At 70.4% G+C, this 23,697-nt stretch carries 23 protein-coding genes, 1 rRNA gene and 1 riboswitch; of the genes, 6 read left to right on the top strand and 18 right to left on the bottom strand.

Going from position 1 to position 23,697, the window contains the following annotated elements; all coding sequences use genetic code 11:
• Window positions 1–39: 39 nt before the first annotated feature.
• The 3 genes from ACFUJR_RS28195 to ACFUJR_RS28185 form a co-directional block, all read right to left on the bottom strand.
• The gene (locus tag ACFUJR_RS28195) at window positions 40–1,002 is read right to left on the bottom strand and encodes a DMT family transporter (RefSeq protein ID WP_383170901.1); all 963 of its coding nucleotides are present in this window, start codon (window positions 1,000–1,002) and stop codon (window positions 40–42) included.
• Between the two features lie 195 nt (window positions 1,003–1,197).
• Entirely contained in the window at window positions 1,198–2,184 is a 987-nt protein-coding gene (locus ACFUJR_RS28190) for a DMT family transporter (protein ID WP_383170898.1), read from the bottom strand.
• Between the two features lie 41 nt (window positions 2,185–2,225).
• Window positions 2,226–2,765 (bottom strand): Clp protease N-terminal domain-containing protein, encoded by a 540-nt coding sequence (locus tag ACFUJR_RS28185; protein ID WP_383170896.1) that lies wholly within the window; start codon window positions 2,763–2,765, stop codon window positions 2,226–2,228.
• Between the two features lie 198 nt (window positions 2,766–2,963).
• Between ACFUJR_RS28185 and ACFUJR_RS28180 the strand changes: the two genes are divergently transcribed.
• Complete coding sequence (locus ACFUJR_RS28180) at window positions 2,964–3,173, top strand: hypothetical protein (protein WP_383170893.1); 210 nt, start codon at window positions 2,964–2,966, stop codon at window positions 3,171–3,173.
• Between the two features lie 69 nt (window positions 3,174–3,242).
• The gene (locus ACFUJR_RS28175) at window positions 3,243–3,671 is read left to right on the top strand and encodes an SRPBCC family protein (protein ID WP_383170890.1); all 429 of its coding nucleotides are present in this window, start codon (window positions 3,243–3,245) and stop codon (window positions 3,669–3,671) included.
• A gap of 139 nt (window positions 3,672–3,810) precedes the next feature.
• Here the strand turns inward: ACFUJR_RS28175 and ACFUJR_RS28170 are convergent, their stop codons facing one another.
• Window positions 3,811–4,440, bottom strand: a complete 630-nt coding sequence (locus ACFUJR_RS28170) for a PadR family transcriptional regulator (protein ID WP_383170887.1) — start codon at window positions 4,438–4,440, stop codon at window positions 3,811–3,813.
• 148 nt (window positions 4,441–4,588) lie between these two features.
• On the opposite strand from ACFUJR_RS28170, the gene ACFUJR_RS28165 reads away from it, so the two are divergent.
• The gene (locus tag ACFUJR_RS28165) at window positions 4,589–5,398 is read left to right on the top strand and encodes a PhzF family phenazine biosynthesis protein (RefSeq protein WP_383170884.1); all 810 of its coding nucleotides are present in this window, start codon (window positions 4,589–4,591) and stop codon (window positions 5,396–5,398) included.
• A gap of 67 nt (window positions 5,399–5,465) precedes the next feature.
• Here ACFUJR_RS28165 and ACFUJR_RS28160 read toward each other — a convergent pair whose 3' ends face one another.
• Together ACFUJR_RS28160 and ACFUJR_RS28155 are read right to left on the bottom strand one after the other, a co-directional pair.
• Window positions 5,466–6,287 (bottom strand): CPBP family intramembrane glutamic endopeptidase, encoded by an 822-nt coding sequence (locus ACFUJR_RS28160; protein ID WP_383170881.1) that lies wholly within the window; start codon window positions 6,285–6,287, stop codon window positions 5,466–5,468.
• Window positions 6,288–6,368: 81 nt separating this feature from the next.
• Window positions 6,369–7,868, bottom strand: a complete 1,500-nt coding sequence (locus ACFUJR_RS28155; RefSeq protein ID WP_383170879.1) for a glutamate-cysteine ligase family protein — start codon at window positions 7,866–7,868, stop codon at window positions 6,369–6,371.
• Between the two features lie 478 nt (window positions 7,869–8,346).
• Between ACFUJR_RS28155 and ACFUJR_RS28150 the strand changes: the two genes are divergently transcribed.
• Window positions 8,347–8,946, top strand: coding sequence for a hypothetical protein (locus tag ACFUJR_RS28150; protein WP_383170876.1), 600 nt, complete (start codon window positions 8,347–8,349; stop codon window positions 8,944–8,946).
• 329 nt (window positions 8,947–9,275) lie between these two features.
• The gene (locus ACFUJR_RS28145; RefSeq protein ID WP_053648929.1) at window positions 9,276–9,482 is read left to right on the top strand and encodes a DUF5999 family protein; all 207 of its coding nucleotides are present in this window, start codon (window positions 9,276–9,278) and stop codon (window positions 9,480–9,482) included.
• A gap of 101 nt (window positions 9,483–9,583) precedes the next feature.
• Here ACFUJR_RS28145 and gcvP read toward each other — a convergent pair whose 3' ends face one another.
• Entirely contained in the window at window positions 9,584–12,469 is a 2,886-nt protein-coding gene (gene gcvP / locus ACFUJR_RS28140; RefSeq protein ID WP_383170873.1) for an aminomethyl-transferring glycine dehydrogenase, read from the bottom strand.
• A gap of 179 nt (window positions 12,470–12,648) precedes the next feature.
• A riboswitch (glycine riboswitch) is annotated at window positions 12,649–12,747 on the bottom strand.
• A 114-nt stretch (window positions 12,748–12,861) separates the two neighbouring features.
• Here gcvP and ACFUJR_RS28135 point away from each other — a divergent pair.
• Window positions 12,862–13,230: a PRC-barrel domain-containing protein gene (locus ACFUJR_RS28135; protein WP_383170870.1), complete on the top strand. Its 369-nt coding sequence runs from the start codon at window positions 12,862–12,864 to the stop codon at window positions 13,228–13,230.
• Window positions 13,231–13,401: 171 nt separating this feature from the next.
• Here ACFUJR_RS28135 and ACFUJR_RS28130 read toward each other — a convergent pair whose 3' ends face one another.
• From ACFUJR_RS28130 to rrf, 11 genes are all read right to left on the bottom strand, one after another.
• The gene (locus ACFUJR_RS28130; protein WP_383170867.1) at window positions 13,402–14,796 is read right to left on the bottom strand and encodes a DNA polymerase IV; all 1,395 of its coding nucleotides are present in this window, start codon (window positions 14,794–14,796) and stop codon (window positions 13,402–13,404) included.
• A gap of 116 nt (window positions 14,797–14,912) precedes the next feature.
• Entirely contained in the window at window positions 14,913–15,569 is a 657-nt protein-coding gene (locus tag ACFUJR_RS28125) for a MerR family transcriptional regulator (RefSeq protein WP_383170864.1), read from the bottom strand.
• A 180-nt stretch (window positions 15,570–15,749) separates the two neighbouring features.
• The gene (locus ACFUJR_RS28120; RefSeq protein ID WP_158985224.1) at window positions 15,750–16,223 is read right to left on the bottom strand and encodes a bifunctional nuclease family protein; all 474 of its coding nucleotides are present in this window, start codon (window positions 16,221–16,223) and stop codon (window positions 15,750–15,752) included.
• A gap of 53 nt (window positions 16,224–16,276) precedes the next feature.
• Window positions 16,277–17,020, bottom strand: a complete 744-nt coding sequence (locus ACFUJR_RS28115; protein WP_383170860.1) for a MerR family transcriptional regulator — start codon at window positions 17,018–17,020, stop codon at window positions 16,277–16,279.
• Window positions 17,021–17,049: 29 nt separating this feature from the next.
• Window positions 17,050–17,967: an FHA domain-containing protein gene (locus ACFUJR_RS28110; protein WP_383170937.1), complete on the bottom strand. Its 918-nt coding sequence runs from the start codon at window positions 17,965–17,967 to the stop codon at window positions 17,050–17,052.
• 82 nt (window positions 17,968–18,049) lie between these two features.
• Window positions 18,050–18,874, bottom strand: a complete 825-nt coding sequence (locus ACFUJR_RS28105) for a DUF881 domain-containing protein (protein ID WP_383170857.1) — start codon at window positions 18,872–18,874, stop codon at window positions 18,050–18,052.
• Between the two features lie 5 nt (window positions 18,875–18,879).
• Window positions 18,880–19,212, bottom strand: a complete 333-nt coding sequence (locus ACFUJR_RS28100; RefSeq protein WP_015032176.1) for a small basic family protein — start codon at window positions 19,210–19,212, stop codon at window positions 18,880–18,882.
• Window positions 19,209–20,138 carry a DUF881 domain-containing protein gene (locus ACFUJR_RS28095; protein WP_383170855.1) on the bottom strand — a complete coding sequence of 310 codons (930 nt, stop codon included), beginning with the start codon at window positions 20,136–20,138 and terminating at the stop codon, window positions 19,209–19,211. The genes ACFUJR_RS28100 and ACFUJR_RS28095 overlap by 4 nt, the downstream gene beginning before the upstream one ends.
• 101 nt (window positions 20,139–20,239) lie before the next feature.
• Entirely contained in the window at window positions 20,240–22,735 is a 2,496-nt protein-coding gene (locus ACFUJR_RS28090) for a sugar phosphate nucleotidyltransferase (RefSeq protein ID WP_383170852.1), read from the bottom strand.
• Between the two features lie 116 nt (window positions 22,736–22,851).
• Complete coding sequence (locus ACFUJR_RS28085; protein ID WP_383170849.1) at window positions 22,852–23,460, bottom strand: CDP-alcohol phosphatidyltransferase family protein; 609 nt, start codon at window positions 23,458–23,460, stop codon at window positions 22,852–22,854.
• A 146-nt stretch (window positions 23,461–23,606) separates the two neighbouring features.
• Window positions 23,607–23,697: ribosomal RNA gene (gene rrf, locus ACFUJR_RS28080) — 5S ribosomal RNA — on the bottom strand; the annotation flags it as partial.

Here is a 23,697-nt window from a genome sequence, read left to right as displayed (position 1 = left end):
CCGCCCGTTCCGGTGAACGAGCGGCCGCCTGGGCCACGTCTAGGCCACGGCCTCCCGTCGGCGTGCCGTCGCGGTGCGGGCCTCCGCGAGAGCGAGCCCCGTGACCGCCACGAGCAGCAACAGCGTGCCCGCCACGGTCGCGGAGGTCAGCTCCTCCCCCAGGACCGTCACCGCGATCGCCGCCGCGCTCACCGGCTCGAGCAGCATGATCACGGAGACGGTCGCCGCACGCACCACCGCCGCCCCGGCGAAGTAGAGCGCGTAGGCGAGCGCGGTCGGCACCGCCGCCACGTAGACCAGGAGTCCGAGCACCTCCAGGGGCTGCCCGGTGTGCGGGAACAGGCCTTCCGCCGCGGCCATCGGGAGCAGCCCGACCGCGCCGACCGCGAAGGCCCAGGTGGTCGTCGAGAGGGCGTCCGAGCCACCGCCGTCGCGGCCGAGCCACCGGGTGAGCAGGGTGATCGCCGCGTAGCCGGCCGCCGAGAGCAGCGCGAGGGCCACTCCGAGCGGCCTCACCTCACCGCTCTCGCCGCCGAGCACGAGCACGGCCAGTCCGGCGAGCGCGCCGCCGACGGCGGCGGCGCCACCGCCACCGAGGCGTTCGCCCATGGTGAGCCGGGCGCCGAGCGCGATCATGACGGGGCCCGCGCCGAGGGTGACAACGGTGCCGACCGCGAGCCCGGTGGCCTCGACTGCGGCGAAGTACGCGCTCTGGAAGACGGTCAGCCCGATCCCCGTACCGAGGATGCGGATCAGCCGGCGCCGGCGCGGTTCCGCCGCCGCGGTCCCTCGCGGGACCGCCGCGGCGGCCGTCCTGCGCGACCGGGCCCTCAGGGCCAGGGCCCCGAGCAGGAGCACCAGGCCGCCGACGCAGCGCCAGAACGAGAGCGCCAGCGGACCCATGTCGCTGACCCGGAAGATCAGCGACGCCGCGGCACCGGCGGTGCCCCAGGCGATTCCGGCGACGATCAGATAGAGCAGACTCCGTCCGACGGCAGGCATGACAGCCGCGGATGTGGAGGAGGATTTCGACACGTGCTTCTCCGTGTGAAGACGGGGTGGTGTGGTCGCTCGGCTCCGCACGCGGGCAGCGACGATCCGCTCGGGGAGTGCCCGAGCCCGGTCTTCGTCAGGGAGGGTGCCGCCCGCGCCTAGGCGGCGGGAGGCGGAAGGACGGTCGAATGCATGATCGGCACCCTACGGGGCCGTCCGGCCGGCCGACAACTCGGTTTCGCGGGCATCCGGCCCGGATCCGGCCACGGGGTCGGCCGGCGCCACCTTCGGCGTGGACGACTGGGCGATGAACGCGCCGACCAGGACCACCGCGCCGCCGATGATCTGCGGCGCCGCCAGGTGTTCACCGAGCAGCACCCAGGCCAGTACGGTCGCGACCACGGCCTCCAGGCAGGCCACGACGCCCGCCACCTGCGGCGACAGCCGGCGGACCGAGACGACACCGGTGACGTAGGCGAGGACGGTGGCGATCAGCACGATCCAGCCGATGAGCAGCCAGGCGGGCGCCTCCGTACCGTTCATGCCGGCGGTTCCGCCGAGGACCGACCACTCCATGCCCCACGGCCGCGCGACGACGGTCAGGACGAGCGCGCCGAAGAGGAGGCCGTACGCGATGACGCCCAGCGGGTCGACCGGATCCGACTCGTCGCCGCCCTGGTCGGAGAGGACGAAGTAGCCGACCTGGCAGCAGGCCGCGCCCAGCGCGAGCAGGAGTCCGAGCAGGTCGAAGCTGAGTCCGGACCAGACCTGGACGACACAGGCGAGACCGCCGACGGCGAGTACGACGCCGAGCGCTGCGGCGCGGGTGACCGGCCGGCGCTGGACGAACCGGACCCAGCCGAGGACGAGAGCCGGCGCGAGGTACTCCACGAGCAGGGCGACGCCGACCGGGATCCGGGAGATCGAGGCGAAGTAGAAGGCCTGGACACCGGCGACGGCGAGGAGGCCGAAGCCGGCCAGGAGGGCGGGCTTGCGCCGCAGGAGATCGCGGTGGCGCCAGGCCACCGGCAGCATGACGAGGGCGGCGCCGGCCACCCGGAGCCACACCACATGAAGCGGGTCGAGTCCCGCCTCGATGAGCGGCTTCGCCGCCACACCTGAACCACCGAATGCGAGGGCCGACGCCAGGGCGAGTCCCAGGCCGGCGCTTCTCCCCTGAGACGCGTGCATCGGGCCATCATGACAGGACGGCGTCAGGAGCGTCACCCCCGTCACACCTGTTGAGACAGCGCCCCGATTCGGTCGGTCAGGGCGAGCGGATCGACGCCCGCCCGGCGGAGCACCTCGACGGCCCGGCTCTCCGGATCGGAGGCGATGACGCCGAGGAGATCGAGGCCGCGGGCCCGCCGGTCGCCGCGCAGTTCGGCCCGCCCCCACGCCCCTTCCATCGCGGCGGCGGCCGCGGGCGACCAGCCGGCCGCCGACTCCGTGTCCCGTACGGCGTTCAGGGTGCCGGAGTCCTCGACGGAGCCGCGCCACCGCAGGCCGTAGCCGATGGAGCGCTGGACGAGATAGCCGAGCACCCGCGCGAGCTGCGACGGCCCGCCCTCGAAGGCCGCGCCCACCTCGGGGTCGGACTCGATGAGGGAGTGAAGCAGGTGGGCGGTGTCGATCTGCCGGTCGCCATCGCGCAGGGCTCTGCGGCGCGCGCTCGCCACGACCGTCGCCAGTTCGGCGGTGAATCGGCCGAGCTGGATTTCCGGGCGGCGGGCTGGGAGCTGCTGGGGCACGCGAGGGACAGGGCTTTGCACCCTCCCACCTCATCAGCCTCCGAGGATCGGAGCATCCCCGGCGAGAAGCATGTTCGCATCCCACCGGAGTTGGGCACACGAGAGCGGTTCCTCCTCCTTCAGGAGGAGATTGCGCGCGTTTCATGCCCGAGGGGCGCGCGCCGCCTTGCATTGCGCCCCGAATGCAACCAGGACGCCGTTCCGTTTCGTCTCCTGGACATGTTCTGGATGGTCGCCCTGCTCGCGCTCGACGGGCGGCAGTACGTCTACCGCGTGTACGCACCGCGGGAGGCGCTGCCGGCCGACCTCTTCTGGGCCGCGTTCCACTGCCACGACGAGGGCGGCGGACCGCGGGCCTCCGACTGGTTCGACGCGGCGCAGATCTGGTGGATCGGCGACGCCGAGGAACTGACGGTTCATCAGTATTGAATGTTCGCGGCCGCCCGGCTACGTTCCGCGACACCAGAGTCGGACGGAACGCGTGAAGGGGTGGGTCGCATGGCCGAAGTCAGCGCGGAGGCACGGATCGAGGCGCCGGCCGAGAAGGTCTGGGCGCAGCTGACGGACTTCTCCTCGTACGGCGAGTGGAACGCCACCCACACCGATTTCCCGAACGGCGGTCCGGCCTCCTTGGAGACGGGCTGCACCTTCGCGGAGAACATGAAGCTGATGGGCTTCCCCGCCGAGGTGACCTGGACGGTGGAGGAGCTGGAGTCGACCCGGGTGCTGGCCATCCGGGGCAAGGGCCCGATGGGGGTCGTCGTCGGGACGCGGTACTCGCTGGCGGCGGAAGGCGATGCCACCACGGTGCGGATCGACGGCGAGTTCACGGGCGCGGCCGTCTCCCTGATGGCGGGCAAGCTGAAGGACTCGGCTACCGCCGCGCTGAACGAGTCCCTCCGCAAGCTGGCGGGGCTGGTGGCCTGAGCCTCTCGCCCGCCCCGAGCACCTGGACGGCCCGCCCCAGCGCGGTCAACGACGCGAAGGGGCCCACGGCGACCGCCGGAACCCGGGGATCGCCCGAACCCAGGAATTCGCCGCGGGGCCCCTTCGGGCTTTCCGGCACTCAGTGCTCGTCGGCAAGAATCAGGTAGAGCTTCTTACGGGCTTCGTTGATGACCGCGACGGCCTTCTGCCGCTGCTCGACGCTGCCGGTCTTCCAGACCTGGCCGAACGCCTCCATCAGACCGAAGCCGGCCTGCCGGATCTCGTTGACGGCATCCCAGTCGACACCGCGCCCGGCCTCCTCCCAGGGGGCCTCCGGCCCCGACTCGGCCTCGGTCCGGCCCGCGTCGGTGAGCGTGAACAGCTTCTTGCCACCCTCGCTCTCGCTGGTGATCAGACCCTCGTCCTCGAGGAGCTGCAGGGTCGGGTAGACCGAGCCGGGGCTGGGCTTCCACGCCCCGCCGCTGCGCTCGCCGATCTCCTGGATCATCTCGTAACCGTGCATCGGGCGATCCTTCAGCAGCGTGAGGATCGAGGCGCGCACGTCTCCGCGCCGCGCCCGGCCCCGGCCGCCACCTCCGCGGCCCCGGCCGCCCCCGAAGGGGCCTCCGCCCCACGGTCCGCCGCCGAAGCCCGGCCCGAACTGCCCGAACGCGGCACGCCGCCCCTCGAACTCACCGCGAGGGCCTCCCCGCCCACGAGGGCCGGGTCCGCAGTCGCCATGTCCGTGTTCGTGTCCATGTGAACGCATCGCAACGCTCCTTCCATCGGGTACATCGTTGAACTGTCGCGATGCTTCAACGATATATCGGAACAGCTCGTTTGCCAACAGCCGAACGGTCCAGTCGCCCCTGATTGGCCTTGGCCTGCGGCTTTGACGCCCCGATACGGTCCGTGCCATGCGGATCCGAATCGTCGACGCCTTCACCGACCGCCCCTTCTCCGGCAACCCGGCAGGGGTCCTCCTCCTCGACTCCTTCCCCGACGACCACTGGCTCCAGAAGGTGGCCGCCGAGGTCAACCTCTCCGAGACGGCCTTCGCCCACCCGCTCCCGCCGGGCGGCGAGGCCGACTGGGCTCTGCGCTGGTTCACGCCGGCCACCGAGGTCGACATGTGCGGCCACGCCACGCTCGCCACCGCCCACGTCCTGCACACCACGGGCGCCGCCACGGGGACCGTGCGCTTCGCCGCCCGCTGCGGCATCCTCACCGCCACGGCGGCGTCCGACGGCACCGTCACCATGAACTTCCCGACCTCGTCGCTGACCCCCGTCCCGGCCCCCGACGGCCTGGAGAAGGCCCTCGGCGCGGAGATCGTCTCCGTCCACGACACCGCCGCCCACATCGGCGACCTCGTGGTCGAGCTGCGTGACGAGGCCGCCGTCCGCTCCCTGAAGCCCGACCTCGCGGCCCTCGCGGACGTCTCCCGTCGCGGCGTGATCGCCACCGCCGCGGCCGCGGACCCCGACCGGGGCTACGACTTCGTGTCCCGCGGCTTCTTCCCCCGCGTCGGCATCGACGAGGACCCGGTCACCGGCAGCGCGCACACCGCGCTCGCCCCCTTCTGGTCCGCGCGCCTCGGCCGCGACGACCTCACCGGTCTCCAGGGCGGCGCGCGCACGGGGATCGTCCACACCCGGCTGCGGGGCGACCGCACCCTCCTGACCGGCCACGCGGTCACCGTCGTCGACGGCGAGCTGAACGCCTGAGAACGGCTCCCTCCAGCGAAAAGAGGGGCGTACGGCCGTCGCCGTACGCCCCTCTTCGTATCTCCGCCTAGACGGTGGGCAGCCAGTCCACCCTCCCGGCCAGCAGGCCGTACCCGACGAAGGCCACGATGTCGAGCAGCGCGTGCGCCACCACCAGCGGGCCCACGCGCCCCCAGCGGCGGTAGAGGTAGACGAAGACGACGCCCATCACGACGTTCCCGACGAACCCGCCGATGCCCTGGTAGAGGTGGTACGAGCCGCGCAGCACCGAACTCGCCACCAGCGCCGCCGTCGGCGACCACCCCAACTGCCCGAGCCTGCGCAGCAGATAGCCGACGACGATGACCTCCTCCAGTACGGAGTTCTGCACCGCCGACAGGATCAGGACCGGGTACTTCCACCAGACGTCCGGCAGCGACTCGGGCACCACGGTCAGATTGAACCCGGCTGCCCGCGCCCCCAGGTAGAAGGCCAGTCCGGCGCTTCCGATCCCCGCCGCGACCAGCGCGCCCCTGCCGAGGTCGGGCCAGGGGCGCGTCCGGTCGAAGCCGATGGCGCGCATCCCCGAGCCCTCGCGCAGCAGCAGATGGGCGACGAGCACCACGGGCACGAGCGCCGAGGCGATCCCGAAGAGCTGCCAGGCCAGGTCGAGCCAGGGGCGCCCGGGGGCGTACGAACCGTTGAGCGTCGCCGCCTGTTCCTTCAGCCCGCCGGGCTTGGTCAGCGAGCCGGTGAAGCTGATCAGGGACGACAGGGCGCTGGCGCCGAGCGACAGCGCCAGGACGATCAGCGTCTCGGACCTCAGGATCCGGCGCGGCAGGCCGTCGGGCGGAAGGGCAGCGGGCACCACTCGTTGATCCGACACCACACCTGTTCTCCACTTCCCCATCGCGTACCGGGTACGGAGATCATGCGTGACAGGCCGGGGCGCGCGCCATTCCGAGTGCCTGCGCGCCCCGTTCCGGGTGCGTCAGTCGATCCCCACGGGCCATCGGTGCACCGGCTCGCCACCGTGCGTCAGCTCGGCGTACCGGCGGGTCGTGGCCGCCAGCGCCGCCTTCCGGCCGAGGCCGGATTCCAGCGCCTTGTGGAAGGTGTCGGCCTGCCAGGAGGCACCGTTCACCCGCCCCCGGCAGCGCTCCTCGATCACCCCGAGATAGAAGTCCCGGTCCGCCGGTTCGACGTGCCAGGCGTCGAGCCCGGCCGCGGCCAGCGGCAGGAGCTCGTCGAGGACGAGGCGTACCGCCGGGACGGTAGCCACCCCGCCCGAGCGGCCCGGTCGCGGCCAGCGGAGTTCCGCCTCGATGCCGTGGCGGCAGGCGATGTCGAAGTTCGCGGCGGCGTCCTCGAAGGGCAGCCGCTTCCAGATCGGCCGGGTGTCCTCGGCCAGTGCCCGTACCAGTCCGTAGTAGAAGGCCGCGTTGGCGACGACGTCGGTGACCGTCGGGCCGGCCGGCAGCACCCGGTTCTCCACGCGCAGATGCGGGACACCGTCGACCCAGCCGTAGACCGGGCGGTTCCAGCGGTAGACCGTGCCGTTGTGCAGGACGAGCTCCTGCAGCCGCGGCACCCCGCCCTGGTCGAGGACGAGGAGCGGGTCCTCCTCGTCGCAGATCGGCAGCAGGGCGGGGAAGTACCGCAGGTTCTCCTCGAAGAGGTCGTACACGGAGTCCACCCACCGCTCCCCGAACCAGGTCCTCGGCCGCACCCCCTGCGCCTGGAGTTCGGGCGGCCGGGTGTCCGTGGCCTGGGTGAAGAGCGGAGGCCTGGACTCACGCCACAGCTCCCGGCCGAAGAGGAACGGCGAGTTGGCGCCGACGGCGATCTGGACCGCCGCCACGGCCTGGGCCGCGTTCCACACCGCGGCGAACCGGGCGGGCGTGACCTGGAGGTGCAGTTGCACGGAGGTGCAGGCCGCCTCGGGCACGATCGACGTGGCCGTGCAGGTGAGCCCCTCGACACCGTGGATGTCGAGCGTGAAGTCCTCGCCGCGGGCGGCGACGATCTGGTCGTTGAGAAGGGTGTACCGGTCGACGGTCGAGATGTTCTCGGAGACGAGGTCGTCCTGCGCGAGCGTGGGCAGAATTCCGATCATGAGCACGCCCGCGTCGACTTCGCGGGCCTTGCGATCGGCATATCCGAGACCTGTCGTGAGTTCCTCCGCGAGCCGGTCGAAAACGCGACCTCCGAGTCGGTGCGGAGCGATGTTCACTTCGAGGTTGAACATTCCCAGCTCCGTCTGAAAATCCGTGCTGGCGATACGCTCGAGGACCGCGCCATTGACCATCCTCGGCATGCCGTCGGCGCCCGCGAGATTGAGTTCGATCTCCAGGCCCATCAGATTCCGCGGCCGGTCGAACCTCTTCTCCGCCAAGAGCCTCGCCAGCCCCGCCAGGCACTGCTGGAGCTTCCTGCGGTATCTCTGCCGATCGGACAGGTCGAACCCGTCTGCCACGACCTTCTCCCCCATGGAAGCTTCCCTCCCGATCGGGCGGCCACGGCGACGGCCGCGCGCGTCACGGACGATGATGCCCACCCGATTGATCCATAACGCCTGCGGGCCGCCTTCGTTGAACGATAGGCTGGGTCACGCAATCGACCGGCACGACCCAAGGGCATCCGCAGAGGACATATTCCGCGGCCATATTCAACGAAAGCATGGGGTCGATATCCGGCCGTCCGCATCGATGAAGTCCTCGCAGGCAGATGACCTGCACGCGCCGCACATACGATGAATCGCTCCCGCGTTAAGACCGGATGACGCCTTGTCGGCAATATCGGCGCCCGCTAGAGGAAACATCGCGTGAACACGTCTCGTATAAACTCCGCGAACGAGGCAGAGTGTTGGCGCCCGGCCATGGCTTCATGGCCCCCTCGGCCCGGCACCCCACAGCGCCGTCGTACCTGCCCATGCGTCACCGTGTCTCCTGAGTGAGAGGCGACCCATCATGCTCCGACCTTCCCCGGCCCCTGCGCCGGCCCTGCGCAGTGTCCTCGCGGCCCTCGGTTCCCCCACCGCCGTCCGCGAGGCGCGAACTCCCGCCCTGCGAGCGGCCCAAGGGCCACTGAGCCCCGAGGCACCCCTGCCCCTCCACGTCCTCGACGTACGGGATCAGGTCGTCCCGTCGGGGCGGGCACCGCGTCCGCGGCTGGCCGGCTGGCGCTTCCTGATCCGGGGCGCCGGCCGCGCGGTGGCCGCCGCCGACACCATGCTCACCCCCGACGGCTGCTCCTTCTCGCACTTCTTCGAGGGCCCGTACGTCACGGCGACCGAACGCGCCCTGCTCCAGGCCGAGTCGCTGCCCACGGTGTACCAGCCGCGGCTGCTCTCCGTACCGGAGCTGTACATGCTGACGCTCTGGTTGCACGACGACACGGACGCCGACGGAGCGGCCTCCTCGCTCGACCCGGCGGATCTGCTCGTCCCGCTCGCCCCGGCACCGCCCGGCATCGCGGCGCACCGGCCGCACCGGGTCGCCGACCTGCTGCCCGTCCTCACCCTGCGACTGGCTCCCCCACCGCTGTTCGGCACCCCGGCGCCGGCCTGAGCCACCTCTGCCGAGACATGTCACGCCCCGCGGCCCGGACCGGGCCGCGGGGCGCCTTGGTGTCCGAACGGCCGCCTCGAACGCCCCGCCCCGGACGGACTAGCCCACTGGGGCTACCCCGAACCACCCGAAGAGACCGCCTAGTTGCGTTGAACCGCTCACGCGGGTGATACGTCTTCATGCAGTAGGAAGAGCTGCCGTGAAATACCTGCGGATCGCCTTCCGTAGCGGAACACTGGACCAACCGAACCGACAACGGGGGGGCGGCCATGAGCACCGCATCGAGCCGCAGGACGACAGACACCACGACGCAGCGAAAGAACCCATCCATGTGCCAGCACCAACCTGCCTGTCCCACCGCCGACTCCGCCGACCGGGAGGCGGCCCGTCTGACGGCGCATCACCCGGAGCAGGGCTGGAGCCTGCTGTGCAACGGGGTCCTGCTCTTCGAGGACACCGGTGAACTGCTGCCGGACGGCCAGATCATCGCCCCGCACCGCCCGCTGACGGCGGGCCGGGTGACGACCGCCGCCTGACACCGGGGCACGTCGGGCACGACACGCACGAGGGAACACGCAAGGGCCGGCCCGGAGAGAACTCTCCGAACCGGCCCTGACTCATCTCCGCGCCGTCCGTACTAGTGGTCGTACTCGTCCAGCGGAGGGCAGGAGCAGACGAGGTTGCGGTCGCCGAACGCACCGTCGATGCGGCGGACCGGCGGCCAGTACTTGTCCGCGGCCGAGACTCCGGCCGGGAAGACCGCCTCGTCACGGGTGTACGGGTGGTTCCACTCGCCACCCAACGCGGCGGCCGTGTGCGGGGCGTTCGCCAGCGGGTTGTCCCCGGCCGGCCACTCGCCCGACGCGACCTTCTCGATCTCGCCGCGGATCGCGATCATCGTGTCGCAGAAGCGGTCGAGTTCGGTCAGGTCCTCGGACTCGGTCGGCTCGATCATCAGGGTGCCGGCCACCGGGAACGACATCGTCGGCGCGTGGAAGCCGTAGTCGATCAGGCGCTTGGCGATGTCGTCGACGCTGACACCGGTCGCCTTGGAGAGCGGACGCAGGTCGACGATGCACTCGTGGGCGACGAGCCCGGCGGGACCGGTGTAGAGCACCGGGTAGTGCGGCTCAAGACGCTTGGCGATGTAGTTCGCCGCGAGGACGGCCACCTGCGTGGCGCGCTTGAGGCCCTCGCCACCCATCAGACGCACGTACGACCAGGAGATCGGCAGGATGCCCGCCGAGCCCCACGGAGCGGCCGAGATCGGGCCGACGCCCGTCTCCGGACCCGCGGTCGGCTGCAGCGGGTGGTTCGGGAGGTACGGCGCGAGGTGCGCGCGCACACCGACCGGACCGACGCCCGGGCCACCGCCGCCGTGCGGGATGCAGAAGGTCTTGTGCAGGTTCAGGTGCGAGACGTCGCCGCCGAACTTGCCCGGCTTGGCCAGACCCACCAGCGCGTTGAGGTTGGCGCCGTCGACGTACACCTGGCCGCCGACCTCGTGCACCTCGGCGCAGATGTCGGCGACGTGCTCCTCGAACACACCGTGCGTGGACGGGTAGGTGATCATCAGCACGGACAGCTCGTCGCGGTACTGCTCGATCTTGGCGCGCAGGTCCGCGACGTCGACCTCGCCGTCGTCGGCGGTCCTGACGACCACGACCTTCATACCGGCCATCACCGCGGAGGCGGCGTTGGTGCCGTGCGCGGAGGACGGGATCAGGCAGACGGTGCGCTGCTCGTCGCCGTTGGCGCGGTGGTAGGCGCGGACGGCCAGCAGACCGGCCAGTTCGCCCTGCGAACCGGCGTTGGGCTGGATCGATACCTTGTCGTAGCCGGTGACCTCGGCGAGACGCTCCTCCAGCTCGGTGATGAGCGTGAGGTAGCCCTGCGCCTGCTCGACCGGGGCGAAGGGGTGGATCTGGCCGAACTCCGGCCAGGTCACGGGCTCCATCTCGGTGGTCGCGTTCAGCTTCATGGTGCAGGAGCCGAGCGGGATCATGCCGCGGTCCAGCGCGTAGTCGCGGTCGGCGAGCTTGCGCAGGTAGCGCAGCATCGACGTCTCGGAGCGGTGCGCGTGGAAGACCGGGTGGGTCAGGTACGCGTCGGAGCGGAGCACCCCGGCGGGCAGCGCGTCCTCGGTGGCGGCGTCCAGGGCCTCGATGTCGGCGACGACACCGAAGGCGCTCCACACGGCGTCGAGCTGGGCCCGGCCGGTGGTCTCGTCGCAGGAGACCGAGACGTGGTCGGCGTCGACGAGGTACAGGTTGACGCCGGCCTCGCGGGCGGCGGCGACGGTCTCGGCGGCCTTGCCGGGCACGCGGACGGTGACGGTGTCGAAGAAGCTTCCGTGGACGATGTCGACGCCACCGGCCTTCAGGCCCGCGGCGAGGATGGCCGCGTACCGGTGCGTCCGCAGGGCGATGCCCTTGAGGCCGTCGGGGCCGTGGTAGACGGCGTACATGCCGGCCATGACGGCGAGCAGCACCTGCGCGGTGCAGATGTTACTGGTGGCCTTCTCACGGCGGATGTGCTGCTCGCGGGTCTGCAGCGCCAGCCGGTACGCCCTGTTGCCGTCGGCGTCGACGGAGACACCGACGAGGCGGCCGGGCAGCGAGCGGGCGTGCTTGTCCTGGACGGCCATGTAGCCGGCGTGCGGGCCGCCGAAGCCCATCGGGACGCCGAAGCGCTGGGTGGTGCCGACGGCGATGTCCGCGCCGAGCGCACCGGGCGAGGTGAGCAGGGTCAGCGCGAGCAGGTCGGCGGCGACGGTGACGATCGCGCCGAGCTCGTGGGCCGCGTCGACGAGCGGCTTGATGTCGCGCACGGCACCGGAGGCGCCGGGGTACTGGATGAGCACGCCGAAGACGCCGCGCTCGGCGATCTCGGCGGGGATGCCGTCGGACAGGTCCGCGACGACGACCTCGACACCGGTCGGCTCGGCGCGCGTCTCGATGACCGCGATGGTCTGCGGCAGGGCGTCCGCGTCGATGAGGAAGACACCGTTCTTGACCTTGCCGACACGGCGGGAGAGCGCCATGGCCTCGGCGGCCGCGGTGCCCTCGTCGAGGAGGGAGGCGCCGGAGGTGGGCAGACCGGTGAGGTCGGCGACCATCGTCTGGAAGTTGAGCAGCGCCTCCAGGCGGCCCTGCGAGATCTCCGGCTGGTAGGGCGTGTACGCCGTGTACCAGGCCGGGTTCTCCATGACGTTGCGGAGGATCACCGGCGGGGTGAAGGTGCCGTAGTAGCCCAGGCCGATCATCGGGGCGAGGACCTGGTTGCGGTCGGCGAGCTCACGCAGCTCCGCGAGGACCTCGGCCTCGGTGCGGGCGGCGGGCAGACCGAGCGCCTCGGCGTTCTTGATCACGTCCGGCACGGCGGCGGCAGTGAGTTCGTCGAGGGAGCCGTAGCCGACCTGCGCGAGCATCTTGGCCCGTGCTTCGGCGTCGGGCCCGATGTGCCGCTGCTCGAACGGGATGCCCTGTTCGAGCTCGGAGAGCGGAATGCGGTGGGCGGTCATGTACGGAGGCCTCCTGGTCTTCACGACCTTCGAGGGGCACCACGGCGCGGGTGCCCGGACGGCCTCCCCCTCTGTCATCTCAACCTGAGAGCTTCACCGGCATGCCGAAGGGGCGCGCCGGTTTTCACCGTCGGTGAGAGCGAATGCCGTCGGACTTCCGCTCTGCTTTCCAGAGTGACCTCGCCCGTGCGGTACAGGTGCCTGAGAGATTCCGGGGAGGATTTGCTCCTTCGGCGCCTCCGAAAGGTTTCTCCGGAGGACTCTCCCGCACGGTGTCGACAGCCACAGCCAGCCTACCAGCGCGGTTCCCGGACCCGTCGCTCAAGTGGCCGACATCCCAGATGTGCACTTTCGTAGTCCTTGTAGAGCAGTTGCGACCTGTTGGAGGGACCGTGCAGACCGACATCGATCCGCGCAGCCTGATCGGCCGCAAGGCGTACGACCGCAACGGACACAAGATCGGCACCGTGGACGAGGTGTACCTGGACGACGCGACGGGAGTCCCCGAGTGGGCAGCGGTCCGCACGGGACTCTTCAGCCGGGACGCGTTCGTCCCGCTGGAGCCGAGCGAACTGGTCGAGGACGGCCTCCACATCCCGTACGAACGCGCCCTGATCAAGGACGCGCCGGACTTCGGCGTGGGCCGCCACCTCTCCCCCGATCAGGAACTCCAGCTCTACCGCCACTACAGCCTGGCCCTCCCGCCCCCGCCCCCGATGGACCACGACTTCGGACGCCTGGCGGGCCAGGAGGACGCCTGACGCCCGCACCGCCCGGGACCAGGCAAGCGGCCCGGTAGCCGTCGGCCCTCCACCGCGCCTGCGCCGCCGGCGGCGCAGCACCCCTCCACGGGAAGACCCGCATGCCGGCCAAGTCGTCCGCACGGCTGGTGCGGGCGGCGACGAAAGCCCGCCCGAAGGCCGGGCGCACGCCTACGCCGCCGCTCCGTCTCCGGCGTCCCCCACCAGCGGCAGCGGCTCGCCCGGCTCCAGTTCCGGATCGTCGACGAGAAACGTCCGCACCCGCCCCGGCGGCGACTGCGGCTCCTCGAAGCGCACGGTGACGCGCCCGACCCCGCTCCCCTGCACCCACCCGGCCCCGTACACGGCATGCCGTACGTCGTTCCCGGGCGCCCATCTCCGCTCGGTGGGCTGCGGGGGCTGCGGCTCCTCCGGCTCGGGAGCCGCCGCGGGCACCGGCATGTCCTCCACCCCGCCCCCCGGGGCCGCCAGGCCCCCCGCTTCCCCCGCCAGCTCCGCCGCCTGGGCGAAGAGATCCTCCTGCGTGTAGTCGGCGAGGCCGCTCACCCCCACGCCGAGCAGCCGCACGCCGCCCGTGGTGTCCACGCCCTCGAGGAGCCGCCCGGCGGCCTCGCGCACCACGAGCGGGTCGTCCGTGGGCCCCCGCAGCGTCTCCGAGCGCGTCAGCGTCGAGAAGTCGAACCGCCGGACCTTCAGCACGATCGTGCGGCCCGAGTGCCCCGACGCCCGCAGCCGCCCCACGCACCGCTCGGCAAGCCGCTCCACCTCGATCCGGATGCGTACCCGGTCGTGCAGGTCCACGTCGAAGGTGTCCTCGACCGACACGGACTTCGCGTCCCTCTCGGCCACCACGGGCCGATCGTCGTACCCCTGGGCCATTCGGTACAGGGAGGTCCCGTGCGCCCGCCCCAGCAGCCGTACAAGCTCGTCCTCACCCGCCTCCACGAGGTCGGACACCGTGGTCATCCCGGCCCGCCGCAGATGCTCCCCCGTGGCCGGCCCGACCCCCGGCAGGATCCGCACCGACTTCGGCCCCAGCAGCTCCCGCTCGGTCCCCGGGTCCATGAGCACCAGCCCGTCCGGCTTCGCCTCCTCCGAGGCGATCTTGGCGAGCATCTTCGACCCCGCGAGCCCCACGGACCCCGTCAGCCCCGTGGTGGCCAGAATGTCCCTGCGCAGCCGCTCACCGGCCTCCAGGGCGCTCGCGCGGTCGTCGGCCACGCCACCGGCCTCCAGGTCCACGAAGGCCTCGTCCAGGCTCAGCGGCTCGACGAGCGGCGACAGCCGCCCGAGCAGCTCCATGACCTGCTCGCTGATCGAGCGGTAGAAACCGAAGCGCGGCACGAGATAGGCCGCGTTGGGCGCCAGCCGCCGCGCCTGGGCCATCGGCATCGCGGAGTGCACGCCGAAGCGCCGAGCCTCGTACGAGGCGGTCGCCACGACCCCGCGCGGGCCGAGACCGCCCACGACCACCGGCTTTCCGCGCAGACTGGGCTTCGCCGCCTGCTCGGCGGCGGCGAAGAAGGCATCCATGTCGAGATGCAGAATCGTCGGCGCGGCTCTCACATGTCCGATGCTGCCCTACGCCACTGACAATCGACCGCACGCACGTACGGACGCGCCACAGCCGGAAGAGCGACGACCGAGCCGGTCCGGGGCGATCGTCTCGGACCGGCCTCGCCTCAGACCGCCCGGTCCCGCCGCCGGCGCGCGAGCTCGTCGCCGGGGTTGTGACCGATCAGGGTCTCGCCGGTGTCGATCCGCTCCCCGTGCAGCTGGGAGAGCGCCGCCTCCACATCGCGCCAGACCACGCCGACCGCGATCCCGAAGACGCCCTGACCGCCCTGGAGCAGGTCCACGACCTCGTCGGGCGAGGAGCACTCGTAGACCGTCGCCCCGTCGCTCATCAGCGTCATCCGCTCCAGATCGCGGAAGCCACGGGCCCGCAGATGCTGGACGGCGGCCCGGATGTTCTGCAGCGCCACCCCGGTGTCCAGGAAACGCTTGACGATCTTGAGTACGACGACGTCGCGGAAGCTGTAGAGCCGCTGCGTCCCGGATCCGTACGCCGGCCGCACGCTCGGCTCGACGAGCCCGGTGCGTGCCCAGTAGTCCAGCTGGCGGTAGGTGATCCCCGCCGCCGCGCAGGCCGTCGGACCGCGGTATCCCACCGTGTCCGTACCGGCCGCCGCCTCGTCGGAATCGGCGTTCGACGCCGCCCCCACGCCCGCGCCCGTGTCCGCCCCGAAGTCGCCCACACTGCCGTGAAGCGGATACGGACCGCTCTCCCCGGGCGCGCGCCCGAGGGAGCCCCCTGCCGTGCCGTCGCCGCTGCTCATCACGCCGACCCTCCGTCCTTGACCTGCCCACACGAAGGTAGGCAGTCGCTCGGGGTGCGTCAACGATCGCCACACTCGGCACGCCGAGTGATAATCACCCTGAGAGTGGTTTCTCGTGCCCCTCTCCGGGGAAAGGCTATCCGAATGTCCTGACGGCACCCCGTGAACAGCGGCCGGACCTCACTGGCTGCTGGACCCGAAATCCTCGGGCGAGATCTGGTCGAGGAACTCGCGGAACTTCTCCACCTCGTCCTCCTGCTCGTCCGGAATCGCGATACCGGCGTCGTCCAGCACGCCGTCACTGCCGAAGATCGGCGTTCCGGTGCGCAGGGCCAGCGCTATCGCGTCGGACGGCCTGGCGCTCACCTCGACGCCGCTGGCGAAGACCAGCTCCGCGTAGAAGACACCTTCACGGAGATCGGTGATGCGGACCTCGGTGAGCTCCTGGCCCACGGCTTCAAGGACGTCCTTGAAGAGGTCATGCGTCAGCGGCCTGGCAGGGGCCATGCCCTGCTGGGCGAAGGCGATCGCGGTCGCCTCACCCGGTCCGATCCAGATGGGGAGGTACCGATCGCCTCCCACTTCACGCAGGAGCACGATCGGTTGGTTGGAGGGCATTTCCACCCGGACACCCACAACGTCGAGCTCGTTCACACAGCAACCCTAGGACGTGCCCGGCCGGTTTGGGTAGTCGGGCCCCCACAAGATCACTGCAACCGAAGCCCGAGCGCGGTCTGGACCAGTGCCGCGTGAAGCCGTACGGAGAGTCCGGCGAGTTCCTTCGCGGTGGCCTCCGCATGGGCCCTGGTCTGCGGGTTACGGTGCCGACGCAGTGGCGCCACCACCTGTTCGACCAGCCCGGCCTCCCGGTCGGCGGCCGCCTTGACCGCCCGGAGATGCCGCGGTTCCAGACCGAATCTCCCCAGATCCGCGACGAGCCGGGCGACGGTGACCGCCTCGGCGTCGTAGCCGCCCTCGGGTCCCGCGATGATGAGTCCGTACGACTCCCACTCCGCGAGTTCCCCCTCGGTCACCTCGGCGGCGGCCAGCAGCTCGGCCCGCCCCACGCGCGCCGCGGTCGGGCGGTCGCCCTCCGCCTCCCACGCGCCGTCGATCAGGTCGAGCCGGGGGCCGGAGGAGGGAAGCCGGATCTGCTCGCCCCGGGCGAGAGCGTCGAGATGCTCCCGGATGACCTTCAGCGGAAGATAGTGATCGCGCTGCATCCGCAGGATCTGGGCGAGCCGCTCCACGTCCTGCGGGCTGAACTTCCGGTACCCGGAGGCCGTCCGCCGGGGCTCGACGAGCCCCTCGGCCTCCAGGAACCGGATCTTCGAGATGGTCACTTCGGGAAACTCGTCACGCAGCTGGTTCAGCACCGTCCCGATGCTCACCAGCCGGTCGCCCGCTGTGGCGGTGCCGTGACCGGCACCGCCCGTCGGTGTTCGCAGCATGGACCTTCCCTGAAGTCTTCCCCGAGGCGTCACATGCCTCGCTGGCTCGAGTAGAAGACCAGCCGGTACTTGCCGATCTGCACCTCGTCGCCGTTGGACAGAACCGCCGAGTCGATCGGCTCACGGTTGACGTACGTACCGTTGAGGCTGCCGACGTCGGCGACCGTGAAGCTGCCGTCCTGCGCCCGCCGGAACTCCACATGGCGCCGCGACACGGTGACGTCGTCGAGGAAGATGTCGCTCTGCGGGTGACGGCCGGCCGTGGTCAGCTCGCTGTCCAGAAGGAAACGGCTGCCCGAGTTCGGGCCGCGGCGCACGACGAGGAGCGCCGATCCGGCCGGCAGCGCCTCGACGGCCGCCAGCGCCTCGGGCGAGAGGGACGGCATGGCCGTCTGGCCGGTGACCTCGGAGTCGTACGCCTCGAGGCCGGAGATCGAGATCGTCGACGTCGTCTCGGACGCGCGCTCCGCGGGCGCACCGCCCCGCAGCGGCGTACCGCAGTGGGAGCAGAAACGGCTGTCCGCGGCATTGCGGTGACCGCACCTCGTACACACCGGCATGGACGCGTCCTCCTGCCGCGGCTGACCCGCGGAGGTCTGTGTCGCATACGGGTCGGGGGTGAACCCTCCACCCGTACCTGAGGTTGATGGTTCTCCGAAACCTATGCGCCCGGCACCGGCAGGGTCAACAGACGACGCGCCATGGTCGTCCACCTCGTCACGGAAGAGCGGGCGTTCGTCACCCTGCTCCTCGCTCTGGGCGTGGCGCGGCGCGCGGTGCTTGGCGTTGCCGCCGTCCTCGCGTGCGCTCTTGCCGAACAACTTCGCAAAAAAACTCACGGGCGATTCCCCTTGACCGAAACAGACCCGCCCGTGGGGCAGGACGAACCCTGAATGAACACACCTGCCGACCCGGACATCCTCACAACGTCCGTATCCACCCGACAGTTTCCACCACGCACCACGCTTGTGGTGCGGCGACCCCCCGCAACGTCTTCCCCTAGTCGCGCGGCCGCCATGCACCCCCGCCTCACTGCGAGGACGACTGAGCGTAGTCAGGCCGCTTCGCAGGTCGCAAGGCATCCACGACGATCTTCTGGGACCGGGCCACGGTCGCGGTGGCCTGCTCCTTCTCCAACGTCTGCACGACGCCACCAGGGATGTTGAGCGCGGGCTCAAGATCCTCGGGCTTGCCGATGACCTTGAAGACGTACGGAGCGGCCACCTTCGTTCCATCGATTTCTATGTCGGTGCCGCTACCCGAGAAGTAGCTGTCCGCGACGACGCGTACGTCGTTCACCTGAATCGCCTCGGCACCGGCCGCGCGCAGCTCCTGGATGGCGTCGAGCAGCATGTCCGACTCCACCGCCGCGGCGGCCCCGCGAATGGTCAGCGTGATGCCTGGACCCTCCGCGGCGACGGTTCCGGCCAGGATGCCGAGCTGCTGCTCCTTCTCCTGGGTCTGCTTGCGCGCCTCCTCGGCCTGGTCGGAGCTGGACTCCAGCTCCGAGCGCTGGGTCTCCAGGCGCGCCGCCTCGTCCTCCAGCCGCTGGGTACGGTCGTCGAGTTCGTCGAGGATGCGGACCAGGTCCTCCTGGCGCGCCCCGCGCAGCGCACTGTTGTCGCTGGTGGAGCGGACCTGGATGGCGAGACCGAGGCCGAGCACGAACAGGAGCAGGGCGACGATCAGTTGGGCCCGGCTCACCCGCGGCGGCCAGAGCCCGGCCGCCAGCCGCTGGCGGCCGGTCAGCTGCTGCTCGGGGGCGGAGGGGGCGGAGGGCGCCGTCGGCTCTGCGGGCGTCGACGGGTCGTCGGCCGGATTCTCGGGTGTCTCCGGGTTGGTCGCGTCGCTCATCGGTGTCACGCCCGGAAGACGTGCCGCCGGATGGCGGCCGCGTTGGAGAAGATGCGGATGCCGAGCACGACGACGACACCGGTGGACAGCTGCGCGCCGACGCCCAGCTTGTCGCCGAGGAAGACGATCAGCGCGGCCACGACGACGTTCGAGAGGAAGGAGACCACGAAGACCTTGTCGACGAAGATTCCGTCGAGCATGGCCCTGAGGCCGCCGAAGACCGCGTCGAGGGCGGCGACCACGGCGATCGGAAGATAGGGCTCGACCACCGCCGGAACCTCGGGACGGACCAACAGTCCGACCACGACTCCCACGATCAGGCCCAGTACGGCGATCAAGATGTGACCTTCCCTGTGTCGGCCGTGGCCTGCCCGGTGGGCTTGGTCGCCCCGGCTCCCCTCGGCTCTGCTGTACGTACGATCAGGCTCGGCGCGGCCGGCAGACGCACATCGGTCTCGGCCGAGATGCTGGTGCGGATCCCGAAGTTCTCCTGCAGCGCGTGCAGGTACTGCCCGTCGGCGCTGTCCTGGAACGCGGTGGCCAAGCGCTGCCCGTCCCCCACCGCCAGCACCGTGTACGGCGGCACGAGGGGCTTGTTGTCGACCAGTATGGCGGCACCGGCCGCCCGGATCGCCGAGAGCGAGGTCAGTCGCTGACCGTTGATCGCGACGGCCTCGGCACCCGACTCCCACAGGCCGTTGACGACCCGCTGCATGTCGCGGTCACGGACCCGGCCGGTGTCGGAGAAGCCGCTGCTCTCGCGCGGACCCCCGCCGCCCTCCTCGGTGTCCTTGGCGTCGTCGACCACGAGCTTCACGCCGGGGCCGTGCACCGGCGTCGCGCCGGAGAGCAGCGCCACCAGCTCGGTCTGGTCGCCCCCGTGCTGTTCGAGAGCCGCACGCTGCCGCTCACCGACCTCGGCGCGGATCTTCTCGACGTCCTGCTCAAGCTTCTCGGCTGCCGCCGTCTCCGCGTCGATCCGGTCGATCAGCTCCTGCCGCTCCTTGGCGACGACCGGCGCGGAGATCCGCGCCTCGGCGGCGCCCACGGTCACCACCGCGGCGGCGAGGACGAGGCCGGCCGCGAGCCCGAGCTTGGCCCGGAGCGTACGGGGCAGACCGCCGCCCTCCGCCTCACGCCGGGCCGAGGCCTCGGCGTACCCGTCGTCGAGCGCGTGGTCCATCACGTTGTTCAGCAGCGACATGGACGCGTCCGGGCGCGGGGGTGGTGTGCCTGTGCTCCGAACGGGGTGCTGCTGCGACATGCCGCACATCGTCGCACGTCGGCGGCGCTACCGCCGAATGGCCCCACCGGAGGGCCGGGCGGCGTCTGTCCGACACCACCCGGCTCACCCGTCCCATCGGTCTACTGACCTGCGCTGTCGACCACGCCCGACCACTCGTCGAGGAGCGCCTGCGCGGACGCGTCGTCGGGCCCCTCGGCCCACAGATGGGTGACGGCCTCGGCCGGGTCCGGCAGCACCATGACCCAGCGCCCGTCGGCCTCCACGACCCGCACGCCGTCGGTGGTGTCCACCGACCGCTCGCCGGCCGCCTCCACCACACGGCGCATGACGAGACCCTTCACGGCCCACGGTGTCGCGACGTCCCGCTTCAGGACATGAGCCCGCGGGATCCGGGCGTCGATCTGGCTCAGTGTGAGCTGGGTCCGCGCCACCAGGCCGATGAGCCGTACGAAGGCGGCGGCACCGTCGAAGACGCTGGAGAACTCGGGAATGATGAACCCGCCCCGGCCGTCCCCGCCGAAGATCGTGGTGTCCTCCCGTCCGACCCTGGTCAGATCGTCGGGTGAGGTCGTCGTCCACTCCACCTGCGTGCCGTGGTACGCGGCGACCTGCTCGGCGATCCGCGTGGTCGTCACGGGCAACGCCACCCGCCCCGAACGCCGCTCGGCGGCCACCAGGTCGAGCATGACCAGAAGCGAACGGTCGTCCTCGATGATCCGGCCCCGCTCGTCGACGAGCGACAGCCGCTCGCCCACGGGGTCGAACCGCACCCCGAACGCGGCACGCGCCGAGGCGACGATCTCCCCGAGCCGCACCAGCCCGGCCCTCCTGGTCTCCGCCGACTCCGTGGGCCGGGCCTCGTCCAGACCCGGGTTGATCGTCAGCGCGTCCACCTGGAGCCGGCCGAGGAGGCTCGGCAGGACGAGCCCCGCACTGCCGTTGGAGGCGTCCACGACGACCTTCAGCCCGGCCTCGGCGATGCCCGAGGTGTCGACGTTCCGCAGCAGCGAGCCGGTGTACGAGTCGAAGACGCTCGCCGGGAACGAGAGGTCCCCGATCTCGCCCGGGAAGGCCCGACGGTACTCCTGACGTGCGAAGACCCGGTCCAGCTTGCGCTGCCCCGCCTGCGAGAGATCCGCTCCGCGCTCGTCGAAGAACATGATGTCCACGGAGTCCGGCACACCGGGAGAGGTCCGCAGCATGATCCCGCCCGCGCTTCCCCGGGCGGTCTGCTGCCGTGCGACCGGCAGCGGTACGTTCTCCAGGTCGCGTACGTCGATGGCGCTGGCCTGCAGCGCCGAGATCACGGCCCGTTTGAGGGCGCGGGCGCCCCGGGAGTGGTCACGCGCGGTGGTGACCGTCGAACCCTTCTTCAAGGTCGTGGCATACGCGCCCGCGAGCCTCACGGCCAGCTCGGGTGTGATCTCCACGTTGAGGATCCCCGAGACACCGCGCGCGCCGAAGAGGTGCGCCTGGCCGCGCGACTCCCAGATGACGGAGGTGTTGACGAAGGCGCCGGCCTCGATGGTCTTGAAGGGGTAGACCCGTACGTTCCCCTGAACGATCGATTCTTCGCCGATGAGACACTCGTCGCCGATGACGGCGCCGTCCTCGATCCGGGCCGCCCGCATGACATCGGTGTTCTTCCCGATCACACAGCCGCGCAGATTGCTCTGCTGGCCGATGTAGACGTTGTCGTGGACGACGGTCTTGTGCAGGAACGCCCCGCTCTTGACGACCACGTTCGACCCGATGACGCTGTGCTCGCGCACCTCGGCGCCGGCCTCGATCTTCGCGTAGTCACCGATGTACAGCGGCCCTCGCAGGACGGCGTCGGGATGCACCTCGGCGCCTTCCGCGACCCAGACGCCAGGCGAGATCTCGAACCCGTCGAGTTCGACCTGGACCTTGCCTTCGAGTACGTCGGCCTGCGCCTTGACGTAGCTCTCGTGGGTGCCGACGTCCTCCCAGTAGCCCTCGGCGACATAGCCGTAGATCGGCTTGCCCTCCTTCATGAGCTGAGGGAAGACATCACCCGACCAGTCGACGGAGGTGTCGGCCTGGACGTAGTCGAACACCTCGGGTTCCATCACGTAGATGCCCGTGTTCACGGTGTCCGAGAAGACCTGTCCCCAGGTCGGCTTCTCCAGGAATCGCTCGACCTTTCCCTCCTCGTCCACGATCGTGATGCCGAATTCCAGCGGATTCGGCACACGGGTCAGACAGACGGTGACCAGAGCGCCCTTCTCCTTGTGGAAGGCGATCAGATCGGTGAGGTCGAAGTCGGTGAGCGCGTCACCTGAGATCACGAGGAAGGCATCGTCCTTCAGCGCCTCCTCGGCGTTCTTCACACTCCCCGCTGTGCCGAGCGGTTTCTCCTCGTTGGCATACGTAAGCTCCATACCGAGCTCCTCGCCGTCACCGAAGTAGTTCCTGACCAGCGAGGCCAGAAACTGTACGGTCACGACGGTCTCGGTGAGTCCGTGCCTCTTGAGCAGTCGAAGGACGTGCTCCATGATCGGCCGGTTTGCCACCGGCAGGAGAGGCTTGGGCATGCTCGAGGTCATGGGGCGAAGTCGAGTTCCTTCGCCACCGGCCATCACGACGGCCTTCATGTCGGAAGCGTCCTCCTTGAAGAGACGACGGTCCTGCCGACTTCACCTGCCCGCGCAGTAGGCCTCGGGCGTCCTCGATCGTGCCGGCGACACTGCACGGCACAGGACAGACGGGCTCAATCGGCCTCGGTATCCGCCTTCACGAGTCGACGGACCTGGACCACGTAGAGGATCCCTGCCCACCAATAGAGAGTTGTACCCCATCCGGCGAAGGCCCACCCGAAAACTTCGGCGAGTGACGAAAGCCAGCCCGTTCCGTCACTGAGCAGCAGCAGGGGGAAGGCGTACATCAGGTTGAAAGTCGCAGCTTTCCCCAGGAAGTTCACCTGCGGCGGCGGATAGCCGTGCCTGCGGAGGATTCCCACCATCACGAGCAACATCAACTCGCGGGCGAAAAGGGCGACAGTCAGCCAGAGCGGCAGGATCTCGCGCCAGGTCAGCCCGATGAGCGTGGAAACGATGTACAGCCGGTCTGCGGCGGGGTCGAGCAGCCGGCCGAGGTTGCTGATCTGGTTCCAGCGCCGGGCGAGCTTCCCGTCGAGATAGTCGCTGACACCACTGAGCATCAGCACGAGCAAGGCCCAGCCATCACTGTTGGGCCCACCGAACACAGGCCGGAGAATCAGCCACAGGAAGAGCGGCACGCCCACGAGGCGAGCCATGCTCAGGATGTTGGGGATGGTGAGGACCCGGTCCGTCTGAACGCGAGTCTCCTGGACCTCCACCCGGGGGCCTCCTGTGGGGGAACGTGCCAATGATGCCCCCTGACCCTACCTTCAGCCACGACGAAGGGATGCACAGGGGTCGCGCGCCTGTTCGTGAACGCAGAAAAGCCCCGCACCAGAAGGTGCGGGGCTTTCCCACAATAATTGTTCGGCGGCGTCCTACTCTCCCACAGGGTCCCCCCTGCAGTACCATCGGCGCTGAAAGGCTTAGCTTCCGGGTTCGGAATGTAACCGGGC

The sequence above is a fragment of the Streptomyces sp. NPDC057271 genome (assembly GCF_042668715.1).
GTDB lineage: Bacteria > Actinomycetota > Actinomycetes > Streptomycetales > Streptomycetaceae > Streptomyces.
This window is presented reverse-complemented; position numbering and strand designations above follow the sequence as displayed.